Genomic DNA, 15,698 nt, shown 5'->3' on the forward strand with positions numbered 1-15,698 from the left:
GATAGTCAATCATTATATCCACAAGGTAGGTTCTCCCAGAACCTACCTTTTTTAATATCCCACACCTATTTATATATACCAACTCGAAAAATCACAGACATTGCACAAAAATCGCCATTTGTGCACAAATCGTCGGTTTTTGTGCATTTTATTTGGCTACATACCAAAAAAAGATTACCTTTGCACCCGATTTCGAAATTTCAATAACTCAAAATTTATATGGCTTTAAAGATTGTCGTTCTGGCAAAACAAGTGCCAGACACCCGAAATGTGGGTAAGGACGCAATGACCGCTGAAGGTACCGTAAACCGCGCCGCCTTGCCTGCTATCTTCAATCCCGAAGATTTGAACGCCCTGGAACAAGCCCTTCGTCTGAAGGAACAAAACCCAGGCTCAACAGTTGGAATCCTCACCATGGGTCCTCCACGTGCAGGAGAAATTGTCCGTCAGGGACTTTACCGTGGCGCCGATACCGGTTGGGTTCTCACCGACCGCCTCTTCGCTGGTGCCGATACCCTTGCTACTTCTTACGCTTTGGCCACCGCCATCAAGAAGATTGGCGATGTGGATATCGTACTCGGTGGTCGTCAGGCTATCGATGGCGACACCGCACAGGTAGGCCCGCAGGTTGCTCAGAAACTGGGACTCAACCAAGTCACCTACGCTGAAGAGATTCTGAAAGTAGAAAATGGAAAGGCCACCATCCGCCGCATCATCGACGGAGGTGTGGAGACCGTAGAAGCTCCCCTGCCTGTTGTCATCACCGTCAACGGAAGTGCAGCACCCTGCCGTCCGCAGAATGCCAAACTGGTGATGAAGTACAAACGCGCTACCTGTCCTATGGAGCGCCCCAAGGAAGGCACTCCCTACGACTACCTCTATGAAGAGCGCCCCTACCTCAACCTCAACCAGTGGGGTGTGGCAGATGTTGACGGCGACGTAGAGCAGTGTGGTCTTTCAGGATCACCCACCAAGGTGAAGGCAGTGAAGAACATCGTGTTCCAAGCCAAAGAGTCAAAGACCCTGACCGCTTCAGATGCCGACATTGAAGGAATGATCAAGGAATTGTTGGACGAAAAGATTATTGGATAAGAGATATGAATAATGTATTTGTATATGTTGAGATAGAAGGTACGCAGGTACAGGAAGTATCTCAGGAACTGCTGACCAAAGGTCGCAAGCTCGCCAATGAACTCGGTGTAGAGCTCCACGCTGTGGTTGCCGGCACCGGTATCAAGGGTAAGGTAGAGGACCAGATCCTCCCCTATGGTGTTGACAAGCTGTTCGTGTTCGATGGCGAAGGACTCTTCCCCTACACCTCAGCTCCCCACACCGATATCATGGTCAACCTCTTCAAAGAGGAACAGCCGCAGATTTGCCTCATGGGTGCAACAGTCATCGGTCGCGACCTCGGTCCCCGCGTGTCATCATCACTCACCAGCGGACTGACTGCCGACTGCACCGAACTGGAAATCGGTTCGTTTGAAGACAAAAAGTCTGGCAAGACCTTCGACAACCTGCTCTATCAGATTCGTCCCGCTTTCGGTGGTAACATCGTAGCCACCATCGTCAACCCCGAACACCGTCCACAGATGGCAACCGTTCGTAGCGGTGTGATGCAGAAAGCCCTCTACGACGGACAGGCCAAGAACGAGGTCGTATATCCTGAAGTATCAAAATACGTAGCTCCAGAAGCCTTCGTCGTAAAGGTGCTCGACCACCACGTAGAGGCAGCCAAGCACAACCTCAAAGGCGCACCTATCGTAGTAGCCGGAGGATATGGCGTAGGATCTAAGGAAGGCTTCGACCAACTCTTCCAGTTGGCAAAAGTACTCCATGGCGAAGTAGGAGGATCACGTGCCGCTGTCGATGCCGGATGGATAGACCACGACCGTCAGATCGGTCAGACCGGTGTCACCGTACACCCCAAGGTATATATTGCCTGCGGTATCTCTGGTCAGATCCAGCACATCGCTGGTATGCAGGATTCAGGCATCATCATCAGCGTCAACAACGACCCCGACGCACCCATCAACAAGATTGCCGACTACGTCATCGTGGGCAATGTCGAGGAGGTAGTGCCGAAGCTCATTAAGTATTACAAGCAAAATTCGAAATAAATAATTTGGGAATTTAAAGAAGTTAAGGGAAGTTAGAGAAGTTAAGAGACAATAGCTTTTATGGTATATAGTTTTGAAAATATCATAGCTTGGCAGAAGGCTCATGCTTTTGTTTTGTTCGTTTATCGAGTAACGAGACATTTTCCAAAAGATGAGATTTTTGGACTGACATCTCAGTTCAGAAGAGCAGCTGTATCTATCGAAGCAAACATTGCAGAAGGCTATAAGAAACTTAGCAAAGCTGACAAACTCCGTTTCTTCAACATTTCGCAAGGAAGTCTTGAGGAATGTAGAGATTACATTATCTTATCTAGAGATTTAGATTACATCTCGCAAATTGAATTTGAAGAACTCCATACTGGCCTTGTAACGACAAGTAAATTTCTCAATTCATATTGCGAAGCTATCGTTAACAATAATGCTCTTAAGGAAGAAGGAATGTAGTTATAAATAGTAGATCAAGGAAGAAAGGTGTTGTCCCTTAACTTCCCGAACGACCGTAGGGAGTGATAACTTCCCCTTAACTTCCCCTTAATTCCCACAAAACAAAAAAATATGGCAAACTATTATAGTGATCACCCCGAAATCGCGTTCCACCTCAACCACCCGTTGATGGAGCGTATCGTAGAACTCAAGGAGAAAAACTACGAAGACAAAGCCAAGTTCGAGGACGCACCCGTCGATTATAACGATGCCATCGAGAACTACAAACAGATTCTCGACATCACCGGCGATGTGGCTGCCAATATCATTGAACCCAACTCAGAGAGCGTTGACCTCGAAGGTCCACACCTTGAGAATGGTCGTATGATCTATGCCTCAAAGACATTCGAGAACCTTGACGCCACCCGTAAGGCTGGACTCCACGGTGTCTCAATGCCCCGTCGCTACGGCGGTCTCAACCTCCCCAACACCGTATTCTCTATGCTCAGCGAGGTCATCTCAGCAGCCGATGCAGGCTTCCAGAACATCTGGAGCCTCCAGAGCTGTATCGACACCCTCTATGAGTTTGGTTCAGAGGAACAGCGTCAGAAGTACATCCCGCGCGTATGTGCCGGCGAAACCATGTCAATGGACCTCACCGAGCCCGATGCCGGTTCCGACCTGCAGCGCGTCATGCTCAAAGCCACCTACGACGAGAAAGAAGGTTGCTGGCGTCTGAATGGCGTGAAGCGCTTCATCACCAATGGTGACTCAGACATCCACCTCGTACTCGCCCGTTCAGAAGAAGGCACCAAAGACGGTCGTGGACTCTCTATGTTCATCTACGACAAGAACCAAGGCGGTGTTGACGTGCGCCACATCGAGCACAAGCTCGGTATCCACGGATCACCCACCTGTGAGCTGACCTATAAGAACGCTAAGGCAGAACTCTGCGGAAGCACCCGTCTCGGTCTGATCAAGTACGTCATGGCACTGATGAACGGCGCCCGCCTCGGCATCGCAGCCCAGTCTGTAGGTGTAGAACAGGAAGCCTACAACGAAGGACTCGCCTACGCCAAAGAGCGTGCACAGTTTGGTGAGAAGATCATCAACTTCCCTGCAGTCTATGACATGCTCTCACGCATGAAGGCCAAGCTCGACGCAGGTCGTTCACTGCTCTATCAAACCGCCCGCTACGTAGATATCTACAAAGCCCTTGAGGATATAGAGCGCGACCGCAAGCTCACCCCCGAAGAGAAGCAGGAGCTCAAGAAATACCAGCGTCTGGCAGACGCCTTCACTCCAATGGCAAAGGGTATGAACTCAGAATACGCCAACCAGAACGCCTACGATGCCATCAGCATCCACGGAGGTTCAGGCTTCATCATGGAGTACAAGAGCCAGCGTTTGTTCCGCGACGCCCGCATCTTCTCTATCTACGAGGGAACCACCCAGCTTCAGGTAGTAGCCGCCATCCGTTACATCACCAACGGCACCATGCTCAACAACATCAAGGACATGGCAGCCACAGAAGTTTCTGAGGCACTCCAGCCCCTAAAGGCACGTGTTGAGAAGCTCATCCCCGTTTACGAGGCAGCCCTCAACCGCGTCAAGGACCTCAACAATCAGGACGCCCACGATTTCCTTGCCCGTCGTCTTTACGACATGACCTGTGAGATTGTGATGTCGCTCCTCATCCTCGACGATGCCACCCGTGCTCCAGAGCTCTTCACCAAGTCAGCCAACGTATATGTTCGCATGACCGAGGAAGATATTCTTGGCAAGGCAGCCTACATTCAGAATTTCCAGGTAGAGGATCTCGCCAGCTTCCGTGCTGCCGAAGAATCTGCCGCCGAGTAATCTACTCCCCCACTATACCAATCACCGCCGCAGTCAACCACTACGGCGGTGATTTTTTCACCTCTACCATAACAAGACATCTCAGATTCCCATCAATGATTCCACTGGAATGTTAAGCATTTTAATGTAATCTACGCCAAAAAGAAAAACGAAATCTCATCAAATATCTCCCTCGTTGTTTTACAACAGGTTATGAATTTAGCCCATACCAGTCATTGGCATTTGCCCCCTCTTCCGTAAAGCATAGCCCTGACATACACAACTTTACAAGTTCGAATAACCCCGGATTGCTATTACTTCACTCGTCAGTTGGATTGCATCCATCGTTTTCTCGCCATGACATAACCCGAACCAGTTCGGTTCTGCTCATCTGACTTCACTCTTCAGTTCCATTTCATGGCACATTTTCTCGCCATGGCATAACTCAACGAGTTCGGGAAGAAAAGGCTACCATCCCCCACAGGTTGGGCAGTTTCTCGTCGAGTTATCGATAGTTTCTCGTCCGAGAGTCGTTCTTCTTTCGTCCGTCTCTCGTTCGTTTTTTGCTTGATCCTCGTTCGGTCCTCGTTCGGTCTTCGATAGACTAACGAATAAGCAACGAGAGACGAACGAGAGACGAACGAGGACCTAACGAGAAGTTAACGAGAACCGAACGATAAGCTAACGAGAAGAAATCAAGCCCTGGTCGGGTGTCAATCGAAAAACCATGATCCTTCTGTTGTAAGCAGTTTGAGATGTTTGATGTAAAAATTGTAAACATAAATGAGAATTTTTAATTTGTAAGACTTGTGGTTTATTGCAAAGGCTTCTTTCTGGTTATGAAAATCAGCCACGAGATCGCGTGCAAATATACAAAATCACACCCCCCATTGTCAACCCTTTGGCCCAAATTTTAATTTTATTTAACTAATAATTTAGCTTTTTTTAATATTACAACGCGCTCAAATATTATAAACATAGACACATTTTTGACGAGAGATAAACTGTCTATCAAGGTGCCTGTATTCCGTGGATAATAAAAAGAATCCGAGTCCCTGTCAGACCACGACATTAGATTTAAACTGGTACTAAATACTGTGTTTTAGCGCATGACGTCATCGCGACTGGCGATTGGCGTTTTCTCCAACAGAGATTGGCGTTTTCGCGACCAGTGATTGGCGTTCTCTCCAACAGAGAGCGGCATTACCTGTTTTTCAACGAATGCTGTTGTCTAGTAAAACACGATTAACAGATTGCTCGGATAGAGAAAGAGTCTCATTCTCAGCATCTCAATTACAAAATAGTCATGTAAAGAAATTAGATAACAATATCACATACCTGTGAAATAGACTTTGCAGATCAAAATCTTTGAGCAGAAGCCATCTACTGACCTCAAAATGCTTATTTTTTTCAAACGGAGTTGCATGTTGAGGAAGGTGTATCCGTTAAAGTGCCCCTATGAATTATACACCTTAGACCAAGGATTGAGTCAATTACAGAAGACAATGTGGAGTCAAATTGCTCCACAACCCGAAAATATTTCTCCAAAAGGAGTATGTTTTTCAGATTTAATTTGTATTTTTGCCATGTCATATCAGAGTTTTGCTTGTTTTCTTTTCGCAACACTAAGATAAGTGAATTCTTCGACATGGCAAAATCCTGGGCCGCTCGGCTCTGCCGCTTGGCTTGTCCAAGTAACTGGCTCTACTGCTTGCCAAAGCAAGTAACCGGCTTTGCCGCTTAGCTAGTCTAAGACTTTTTGTTGCTCAGGTACTTAAAAAGTTTAATTTATAATAGTGTTGCGGAATAAAGGATAAAGATATTCAAATCTTAGAGACATGACCAAAGAACAGCGGACGGCAATAGCTCGCATCTTCAACGACATGATTAAGGCTGATAATATCATCGAGGAAAGCGAGGTAAAGAACATGAAACGGCTCATGTCCGAGTATGCCATCACTCACCAGGAGATGAGCGATGCACGCAAGATTCGTTTCTCAGATGCTGTCAATACACTGAAGGAGTTGTCTGTCAGAGAGCGGAAGGCATTCTTCGACCATATATACGATATTGCCCTGAGCGATAACATCTGCGTACCTCGCGAAGCTCTTCTGCTCATTGCCTTGCAGTACTGTCTGATGAAGGATGCCAAGAAGGCTGATGGCACTATACCCACTCCAAAGCCATATCTTATTTCCTGTCCTACTGGCGAGGCCAGTTTCAACGACCAGTATATGGTCTATCTAGAGAGTTCCTACGATGAAGAGCGTAATGAGGAACTGAAACAGCACTTCCGACTGCTGGTCACGATTACACGCCTCTGCGGGTTTAACTTCATCTACATCCCCAAGATGGTGGAGGAGTTTCGGGGCATGAATGAGCAGTATGTGAAGGATGTCATCAGCTATATGGCTCCCAACCTCGAAGAAGCTATCATCCAGCAGGTGTACGACCGCTTGTGCGATATGACGACAGTCGATTTTTTCCGCAATGTGCTGTACGAACGCTTGCAGGTGAAGGCACTCCACAACACACCGCCTTCTCTCCTTATCAATATCGGTACATCTGTCGTGCCATTTTGCAGCGCTGGCGGTTCGATACAATACTACACGGAGTTTCTGTGCATCCCCATCTCGTCGGGCATCTTGACTCTGGTGGATGACATCCTGGGATTCTATCAGAGCAAGGTCAGCATCCGCCAATCGATAACCATCAACGACAGCAAGGGCCAGTTCAAGTATTTCGGATTCTACAAGGCCCTCTTCGATTTCCTTGTGGCTCCTCCACCAGTGGCTCCCGACTTGGTGTTCCTGGGACAAGACATGAAGACTGGCCGCTATCAGGTAGCCTTCAAGTTCGACGATGGGAACGAGAAGAAGGTGACGTTCACGCCCAAAGAATATGACATCTATCTCCAGGTTGCCCTGAAGACCTATAAGTCTCGCACGAGGGGACTGCCCGTCACCTACGACAAGCATATCAAGCCCACCATAGCTCATCTGAAGAGCAAAATCAGTAGCGACATTCCCGACCTGAACTATTCCGACCAGTATAAGCCGGAAAGAGACGGCAATGCCTACGTCATGCGTTTGGACAAATCGAAAGTATTTGTAAGAGTACGCACTTCCAACTGCGGTTATGACTATGAGGATATCCCCATTCTGAAGTATGAAAAGAAGTGATTTCCATACCCCTCGGCAACGTTGCAGCCTCAGCACTACTTTTTTGCCATCTTTGCATGGCAATGTTGCTGTTTTGGTGCTTTGTACAGATAAAGTCCTTATCTTTGCAACAAGAAACAATAAACTAAAAGCAAAGAGTATGGAAAAGCAAATTATCTGTATGGGCAACTCCTACAAAAATGGTGGAAGATGTCTCGCCGGTATTGAGATTCAAGACACTGCTTCTGGAGTTTCAATTGTAAGAAACCAATATGGCCTACCCAACTGGATAAGACCTGTAATGTCGAATGGTGATAATGGTCTCCCCGAATATCTCGTAGGCTCATTCTCTATGCTAGATATACTTGCTGTAGACGTTACAGATGCCGTTCCAACTGGAGCACATTGTGAAAACGTGCATTTCAATTCTATCAGGAAAGTCGGTAGAATTGGACAGAATAGTCAAAATCTCAATCCTCTTTGCGACACATGGCATTCCTTGATTTTTGGTAACAGGGGGAAGGCTGTTCCAAATAAAGTATTTGAAAATGGTAGCTATTCGCTTATGTTTATCATGCCAGAAAGTCCAGTCATTACGATGCAGTATGATGTTTATGGTCACGAGAAGTATCGCATTCAGTTCACTTACAATGGTACACAATATGACTTCCCTTTGACAGATACCCGATACATTAACGCACTTCGCTATAGAACCAAGAATTGCGGGCAAAGGAATACAGGCGATTTGTATCTCACGCTATCGCTTGGGGTTAACCATTACGATTGGCACTATAAATTGGTTGCCGGAGTTATTGATTTAGCAGCTTAATAAAACTATGGATAAAAGACAGTTATTTTCGGTAGGACATTCCAACCAAAGTATAGAAGAATTCTTCCAACTTCTGGAATCACAAAGAATAGATTGTATTCTTGATGTGAGGAGTATGCCCTATAGTAAATACACGCCACAGTTTAATGAGGAAATCCTCAAGACGTGGTTCAAAGGACACGGGGTTTTATACGTACCTTTTGGCAAGCACTTTGGTGCAAGACGCTCCGATTGTCTTAAAGAAACGGAATTCGTAAAAAAGGGTGTCAAGGAGAAGAAATTACAGGTCAATTTTGAAATGGGTGTCAAGACCACTAATTTTTTAAGCGGTGTCGAAAGGCTGAATAAAGCACTAGATCAAAACAGACGAATCTCGCTGATGTGCTCGGAGGCAGACCCTCTGGGATGCCACCGATTTTCTTTCATCTCAAGGTACTTCTATGATTTAGGCTGGGATATTCAGCATATCATGCACGATGAAGAAACAGGAGACCCCATTGTTCACTCTCACCAAGAACTTGAAAAAGCGATGATACTTGACTATGTAAAACGGAATAAGTTAAAGTCGGTGGGAGGCCAGATGGCCGATTCGCTCTTCGCTGATTTTGGTGACGGATATGACGAAAAACAGCAGCGAACAGATGCTTATCGCTTGAAGAATTATGAAATCGGATGGATACCGGACTATGGTAATGATGAAACTACAGAAGAATATTAAATATCGGAATAATTATGATTACACTATTTACAATTGGATTCACCAAGAAGAGCGCAGAGCAGTTCTTTGAGCTTCTTAAGAAAAATAAAGTAAAGCAACTCGTTGATGTGCGCATCAGCAACAGTAGTCAGCTGGCTGGTTTCGCTAAAGGCAAAGACTTGGTTTATTTTGTGAAGCAGATATGCGGTATTGACTATAAACATGTCACAGACTTTGCTCCCACAAAGGAACTCCTTGATAGGTGGCATAAGGAAACAGTTACTTGGCCAGAATATATCGAAGAATATACAGGTATGCTCAAGCAGCGTGATATCATCAAGAAATATGGTGTGAAGCAGTTCGACGGTTCATGTTTCCTTTGTAGCGAAGAGACTCCAGAGATGTGTCATCGCCGTTTGCTCGCTGAGTATATGAAGGAGCACTCTGTTGAAGAAGTAAAGATAGTTCACTTGGTATAACCCATATCTATGGATAAGTATTTCATTTGCTTGGCAAACTCCTACAAGCGTGGAGGACGTTGCATCGCTGGAGTGGAAATCGTTTTCGACAACAACGATAGATGGAAACTTGTTCGCGATGATGACGGCAGGCCACGATGGATACGTCCGATTGCTAGAACCATATACGGTGAAATCCCCAACTTTTTGGGAGAAAATATAAAGGTATTTTCAATAGTAAGGCTTACAAATGTAGTACCTTGTCCAGAGAAGGCTCATACGGAGAATGTTTATTATTCACATATTGAGCAATATAATTATGCCATTTCGCAGGATTCAAACGTAATAAATCTGCTTATTGACACGAAGCATCAATCGTTATTTCATAATAGGGGACGTGCCGTTTCTACAAAAATGATTGCAGGAATCAACTACTCTTTGATGCTAATCCATCCCGACAAAGCAAGTGCATATATTGATGAGAATCGAGAAAAGTCCAAAAATCGTATGAGGTTCACATATTATGGTACAGAGTATGACTTTCCCATAACAGACCCGACGTTCATTGACTGTTTGAAGAAAAGCGCAGACAAGTATACTAACATAAATGATGTATATCTAACCCTATCATTAGGATTGGAATTTGAGGGCTGGCATCATAAGTTGGTGGCAGGTGTGATAATACCAACTGATTCTACGAAGCTCCATGAAGTAGGAGGTGTTTCATACATGGCACAACAGAAACATATCCATCACAATGCTTATGCAAAGTGGACTACAGGAGATGAAGAACAACTATCTGAACTTGTAAAAAAAGGCGTTTCCGTCCAAGAACTGTGTCAAATATTTGGACGCAACGAAGGTGCAATACGTTCACGAATAAGTAAGTTAGGATTAGATGTTGACGCTTCTTCGCCACACATATTTGATAAATGGGCAAATAGTTCTAATCTATCGCTGAGTAATCAACCGAATTGGTTTGACGAATACGAACGAAAACTTACAAGTCTGCTTGACAAAAAGAACAAAATAGAAGAGCAAATTAATGAAGTCCGTGCAGAAATATTGCAAAAAATGGAGTCTCATGGCTTAGAAAAACTCCATTCTGATCAATTCTCTGTAAGCTATACCCCCGCAAAGACGGTTATGCAATTTGATAGTCGTACATTCCGTATAGAAAACGAGGAACTATACTCAAGTTATTGTAAACCTAAACAGCGAGAGGCGTCAATTGTTGTAAAAAGAAACATAAAAGAACAATATGACTAAGTTCACTAGTGTCTCTTAAAATTGTTAAAACTCAAAATTAAATATCTTATGCACAACGTTTTAGCCCTGCGATACCCTGTCCGGGTTTTGAAATGCTTACCTTTGCATCTGATTCAAAATCGGAGCAGATATGCATACTGGAATACCCCAATTCGGGATAAAATAGCGATTAGTTGCATGTTAAGAGAGATACATGAATTCTCTTCCCATGCCATCAGACATGGGCTATATATAAAGAATCGAAAGAGATTATTCTGTCCTTAGAACAATGTAAGTTGCTTCGTGTCTTCGATGCAGTATCCTTGCAATGCCTTTGGCTTGTTATCAAAGAAACAATATGCTCCCAAGGCAGAAATAAGGTTCATGATAAAGTTGCTTACAGATCTATGGCGTGAATGTACAATCTGTGCCGTATTCTTCAGCATGTCGTTAATGGTTTCGATAATGTATCTCTTGCGCAGCATCATTCTGTCATAGAACGGCATCAGCTTGTTTTTCAGATGTCACAGGGACGGGTCATTGACATCATAATCATTGGTGGTTCTTACAGCTTACAGTATTACAGTTTTTGGAAAGGCACACAGATCATCGGAATTTATACGGAATTTATACGGAAATATAATCTTTAACGAAAATCCGTGTCGTCCGTGTGATCCGTGGATGTTTTAGTAGCCTACGGCAAGATGTTTTGGAGGAAATCTTTTTTAAGATGTTGCTTCGCAAAAAATAATCTGTAATACAGGGAGGCAGCAAATAAAATCTTTAACTATAATCCTTGACGATAATGCGCTCGAGTACCTCGCTTTTAGGGAGGACTTTATTATGGATCGCATCGGAGATGCTCGAATTTTTGGAGTAGCGAAGACAGAGTGAGAGCACGCTTTCACTATGCTGAGTCACGACAAAAATAACCTATGGTGTAAATCTTAACTATAATCTTTAGAATAATCTTTAACGATAATCCGTGTCGTCCGTGTGTTCCGTGGATGTTTAGTTGCTTCGCAAGAAATCTTTGGGGGAAATCTTTTTTAAGATGTTGCTTCGCAAGAAATCTGTTTAAGTTCCGTTTAAGATCCGATGATTAATAGGCTACACAAAAATAATCTTTAACTAAAATCTTTGACCAAAATGCGCAACAGTACGTTGCTTTACGGGAGGGATTTGTTATGGATCGCATCGGAGATGCTCGAAATCTTAACTATAATCTTTAGAATAATCTTTAACGATAATCCGTGTCGTCCGTGTGATCCGTGGAATTTTTTTAGTTGCCTACGGCAAGATGTTTTGGAGTAGCGAAGACAGAGTGAGAGCGCGCTTTCACTATGCTGAGTCACGACAAAAATAACCTATGGTGTAAATCAAAAACAAAATCTTAAAAATAATCTTCAAACAAAATGTTTCAACCATACAGGTCGAAACATTTCTAGATTTGTAACAAAAGCTTTTATTTTTATTCCGAAACAACCTATATAATAAAAAACTGAACTTTCACCTCAAGAAAGTTCAGTTTTTAAGAATACATATTTTATGAATTACTTCTTACTAATACGGAATACCGTAACAGAGTTTGCAGGGAACTTATGTACTAAATGATTGCCATTGATACGTACCTGCTCCTTGTGTGGAACAACTTTAGTTGGAGCATCCAGGCTGTTTTCATCAAGACTACTTCCTGAAGAAAGGACTGTTGCCTCTGCCAGATCAGCCACCTTTCCGATTCCATTGAGCAGAACCTTTGTGGTAAGATCTTTTTTGCCGGTATTCACAACCTTGACAATAATGTCACCCGACTTTTCGTCTTTTTGTGCACTGGCACAAACTGTCTTTCTGTTTATATCAGTAAGCGAAGCCTGCTGCACCAATTTGCCATCAATATATCCCTTAACCGTGAGAGGGGATACTTCCAGACGGATGTTATACCAACGTCCTGGCTCGATTGAATAGTTGATGCTATGAGAATCCATGATCGTCTGCATCTGACTGATGGAATTGCTATAACCACCAATGTCCCAACGAGTACGATTGTTTTCTCCCTTCTGATGATGGAAGTATATCTGGAAACCATTTTCACCCGACAACTTACGAGCTTTCAAAGTAACAACATACTCTCGCCAATTGTCTTTGCCAACAAAAGCAGTAACTTCTGCTGCCAAAGAGTTTTGACTAAGCACACCATTGCTAACGTTCCATTCTCCATCACCCTGCATCTCCCAATCATCAATACCAGATGAGAAATTATTTTGATACAGCACTTTGCCCTTTGGCGTAGTAACCTTCAAGTCCTTAAACTCCGCAGTATTATTCCAAGTACCCAGACCAATGCCACCTGAACTAGATGGAATATCCACAAGTGGACTTCCCGTCACAGAAACAGGCAGCGTAACTGTGCCCTGATTCTCAGCAAACATCTGCTGTACATAATAGCTAGGCAGACCATACCAACGATGGTTATCATAATTAATCAAGTTGATTGGCCAACGCTGATGCTCCACATTGCAGAACAAAGGAGCATATGCAGCCATAGCCACCACATCGGAATTGCGCTCCAATCCCGTCATAAATGCAGCTTCACCAATGGCACCTCTGAGGTTACCCTTTCCACATTGACTAGTTACGGCATACTCACCAATAAACACTTTTTCTCCTCCACGCTTGCGATTGTCATATTTATTGGCATTGAGTATGAACCAATCCGGCGTGTTATAATAATGCTCGTCAATCATCGCATGAGAAGGAGTTGAAGGATGTGAGCCACTCCAGTCGTTAGAGATGATTTGCATTTCTGGAAAACGAGTCTTGATGGCATTGGCTATCAACTCGAAATTCTTGAAATAGACACTACCAAAGTTCTCATTTCCCACTTCTATATATTTTAGGTTGAAAGGTGCAGGATGACCATTGCGAGCTCTGGCTGCTCCCCATACGCTCGTTACTGGACCGTTGGCATACTCAATGGCATCAAGCGCATCTTGAATCCACTGGTCTATCTCATCGGACGGTATTGTCTCCTTGTGTGAGACTCCAGCATTAATACAGAACAACGGTTCTGCGCCAAGGTCTTCAGCCAACTGCAAGTATTCATGATATCCTATGCCATGAGTTGCTGTATATCCCCATAAATTCCATAAAGGTATGCGACTGTCGATATTACCGATGGTATTCTTCCATTGATAACGCTGAGAAATTACCTCTCCTTCTACCCAGCAACCACCAGGAAAACGCAAGAAGGTAGGATGAAGATTGTCCAAGGCTTCACCCAGGTCTTTCCTCACACCGCTCTTTCCCCATCGTTTCTGAGGAATAAGGCTAATCATATCCATACACACCTCGCCTTTTCCGTTGCCTTCAATGACAAGTTGTGCATTGGTACTTGCTTCCATAGGAATCAATGTGGCTTTCGTATATTTCCAATGACCTGTTACATCAGAGATGTCAGTTTCTGCCAACACGTTGTCACCAACAACTATCTTGGCTTTCATATTTCCTTGATAAAAGTTAGGAGTGCGCAAAGCAATAGAGAAGTCATATTTCTCTCCTTTCTCCACATTCATGCCCCAGTAGCCATCATTAGAAAGCGTAAAATCACCTTGCACATCAACATTCAAAAACTGTCGGTTTCTGGCGTTGAGAGGAACTGCTGGATTTTTCGCATTAGAAAGGTCTGCCTTTCTCACTTTGGCTTCGCCTTGCAAAGAGCGGAATTGCCAAAAACATAACGAATCCGCATCCTCAAAAGAGCGATTGCGCACCAACTCAGGGTAGAGACCTCCATCCACAGAAAGATTGATATCCTCTAAGAAAATACCAAAAAGTGTAGGAGAAACTGCATGTAACGGCTTGTTTACATCGATTGTTATCGTTGTTTTTTGAGCAGCAGCCGTCATTGCCATCAAGACAAAACTGGAAAAAAGTGCCTTTTTTATCATTTTAAGAATATTTATAGTTAAAACTTGTTCTGTGCAAAGGTACTCATATTACTTTGATTACCAAACAAATTTTAATTTTTTGATGTGTTTTGTTTTAAATTTTTAATGTAATCCATTTGTAATTTTTGAGGCATTCTATCATATGTTTATGCGGCAATCCATCGGGTGCTTAAAAATAGATGCCAGGGGGCAGATCATTGACATCATGACTTTCAATTCTTACAGCTTATAGTATTACTGATTTTGGAAAGGGAAAATAGGTTTCGCGAGGACTGTTCCTGTTTCTTGGACAACGCCAATTCACACCAGGCGTTATAGTTTACTGTTTCTGAAAACGGATGTTTTTTGGGGTTGCGCAAGCGCAAGAAATCTTTGGAGGAAATCTTTGATGAAATATGGCCTTTGGCCAGAAATCAATCATCGGATCATCGGAATTTATACGGAATTTATACGAAAATATAATCTTTAACAATAATCCGTGTCGTCCGTGTGTTCCGTGGATGTTTAGTTGCTTCGCAAGAAATAATCATCGGAATTTAAACGGAAATTAGACGGAAATAAAATCCGTGAAAATCTATACAATCCGTGTGCGGTGTTGAATGATGGGGAGGATCAGAAGGCATCGATGATGTGGTTGATGGTATGGGTGGTATCGGGGGTGCCTACGATGGAGATGATGTCGAAACGTAGGTCGCCATCGTAATATTTCATCTTGACGTAACGGTTGGCTGCCTGCTGGAGGTTGGTGATCTTCTGATAATCTACTGCCATTTCGGGGTCGGTGAACAGCCGGTTGCGACGGGTCTTGACTTCTACTATCACCATGGTGTCGCCATCCATGGCGATGATGTCGAGGTCGCGATGGCCACTCTTCCAATCGCGTTCGAGAATCTGATATCCTTTCTTTTCCAGATATTCTGCAGCAAGGGTTTCTCCCCATGTTCCGAGTTCGTTATGTTCTGCCATAGACTTATAT

Annotated in this window: 11 protein-coding genes and 2 pseudogenes; 9 read left to right on the forward strand and 4 right to left on the reverse strand. The window is 44.0% G+C overall.

The annotated features are described in order from the left end of the window. The first annotated feature begins 219 nt into the window (after window positions 1–219). The 4 genes from CIK88_RS02230 (at window position 220) to CIK88_RS02245 (ending at window position 4,403) form a co-directional block, all read left to right on the forward strand. The gene (locus CIK88_RS02230; RefSeq protein WP_094391319.1) at window positions 220–1,092 is read left to right on the forward strand and encodes an electron transfer flavoprotein subunit beta/FixA family protein; all 873 of its coding nucleotides are present in this window, start codon (window positions 220–222) and stop codon (window positions 1,090–1,092) included. Window positions 1,093–1,097: 5 nt separating this feature from the next. Then, a complete protein-coding gene (locus CIK88_RS02235) occupies window positions 1,098–2,120 on the forward strand; it encodes an electron transfer flavoprotein subunit alpha/FixB family protein (RefSeq protein ID WP_094391320.1) in 1,023 nt (340 codons plus the stop codon). 60 nt (window positions 2,121–2,180) lie between these two features. Further along, window positions 2,181–2,564 carry a four helix bundle protein gene (locus CIK88_RS02240; RefSeq protein ID WP_094434244.1) on the forward strand — a complete coding sequence of 128 codons (384 nt, stop codon included), beginning with the start codon at window positions 2,181–2,183 and terminating at the stop codon, window positions 2,562–2,564. 111 nt (window positions 2,565–2,675) lie between these two features. Continuing rightward, window positions 2,676–4,403: an acyl-CoA dehydrogenase family protein gene (locus CIK88_RS02245; protein WP_094434246.1), complete on the forward strand. Its 1,728-nt coding sequence runs from the start codon at window positions 2,676–2,678 to the stop codon at window positions 4,401–4,403. Window positions 4,404–5,840: 1,437 nt separating this feature from the next. Here CIK88_RS02245 and CIK88_RS12540 read toward each other — a convergent pair. After that, a pseudogene (locus CIK88_RS12540) lies at window positions 5,841–5,970 on the reverse strand (IS1380 family transposase); the annotation flags it as partial. 250 nt (window positions 5,971–6,220) lie between these two features. Here CIK88_RS12540 and CIK88_RS02250 point away from each other — a divergent pair. From CIK88_RS02250 to CIK88_RS02270, 5 genes are read left to right on the forward strand one after another with little or no spacing between them, the layout of a single operon-like run. Continuing rightward, window positions 6,221–7,564 (forward strand): hypothetical protein, encoded by a 1,344-nt coding sequence (locus CIK88_RS02250; RefSeq protein ID WP_094434248.1) that lies wholly within the window; start codon window positions 6,221–6,223, stop codon window positions 7,562–7,564. Next, window positions 7,551–8,372, forward strand: a complete 822-nt coding sequence (locus tag CIK88_RS02255; RefSeq protein ID WP_144269567.1) for a hypothetical protein — start codon at window positions 7,551–7,553, stop codon at window positions 8,370–8,372. Before CIK88_RS02250 ends, CIK88_RS02255 begins: the two co-directional genes overlap by 14 nt. Window positions 8,373–8,379: 7 nt before the next feature. Then, window positions 8,380–9,090 (forward strand): DUF488 family protein, encoded by a 711-nt coding sequence (locus CIK88_RS02260; protein WP_094434252.1) that lies wholly within the window; start codon window positions 8,380–8,382, stop codon window positions 9,088–9,090. Window positions 9,091–9,104: 14 nt separating this feature from the next. After that, window positions 9,105–9,548, forward strand: coding sequence for a DUF488 family protein (locus CIK88_RS02265; RefSeq protein ID WP_216820871.1), 444 nt, complete (start codon window positions 9,105–9,107; stop codon window positions 9,546–9,548). Window positions 9,549–9,557: 9 nt separating this feature from the next. After that, the gene (locus CIK88_RS02270) at window positions 9,558–10,796 is read left to right on the forward strand and encodes a hypothetical protein (RefSeq protein ID WP_094434254.1); all 1,239 of its coding nucleotides are present in this window, start codon (window positions 9,558–9,560) and stop codon (window positions 10,794–10,796) included. 260 nt (window positions 10,797–11,056) lie between these two features. On the opposite strand, the pseudogene CIK88_RS02275 reads toward CIK88_RS02270, so the two are convergent. The 3 genes and pseudogenes from CIK88_RS02275 to CIK88_RS02285 form a co-directional block, all read right to left on the reverse strand. Beyond that, window positions 11,057–11,299, reverse strand: a pseudogene (locus tag CIK88_RS02275) (transposase); the annotation flags it as partial. Window positions 11,300–12,328: 1,029 nt separating this feature from the next. Next, window positions 12,329–14,686: an alpha-L-arabinofuranosidase C-terminal domain-containing protein gene (locus CIK88_RS02280; RefSeq protein ID WP_158214625.1), complete on the reverse strand. Its 2,358-nt coding sequence runs from the start codon at window positions 14,684–14,686 to the stop codon at window positions 12,329–12,331. A gap of 648 nt (window positions 14,687–15,334) precedes the next feature. Further along, the gene (locus CIK88_RS02285) at window positions 15,335–15,688 is read right to left on the reverse strand and encodes a YraN family protein (protein WP_094391361.1); all 354 of its coding nucleotides are present in this window, start codon (window positions 15,686–15,688) and stop codon (window positions 15,335–15,337) included. Window positions 15,689–15,698 lie beyond the last annotated feature (10 nt).

It is taken from the genome of Prevotella sp. P5-50 (assembly GCF_002251295.1).
Taxonomy (GTDB): domain Bacteria; phylum Bacteroidota; class Bacteroidia; order Bacteroidales; family Bacteroidaceae; genus Prevotella.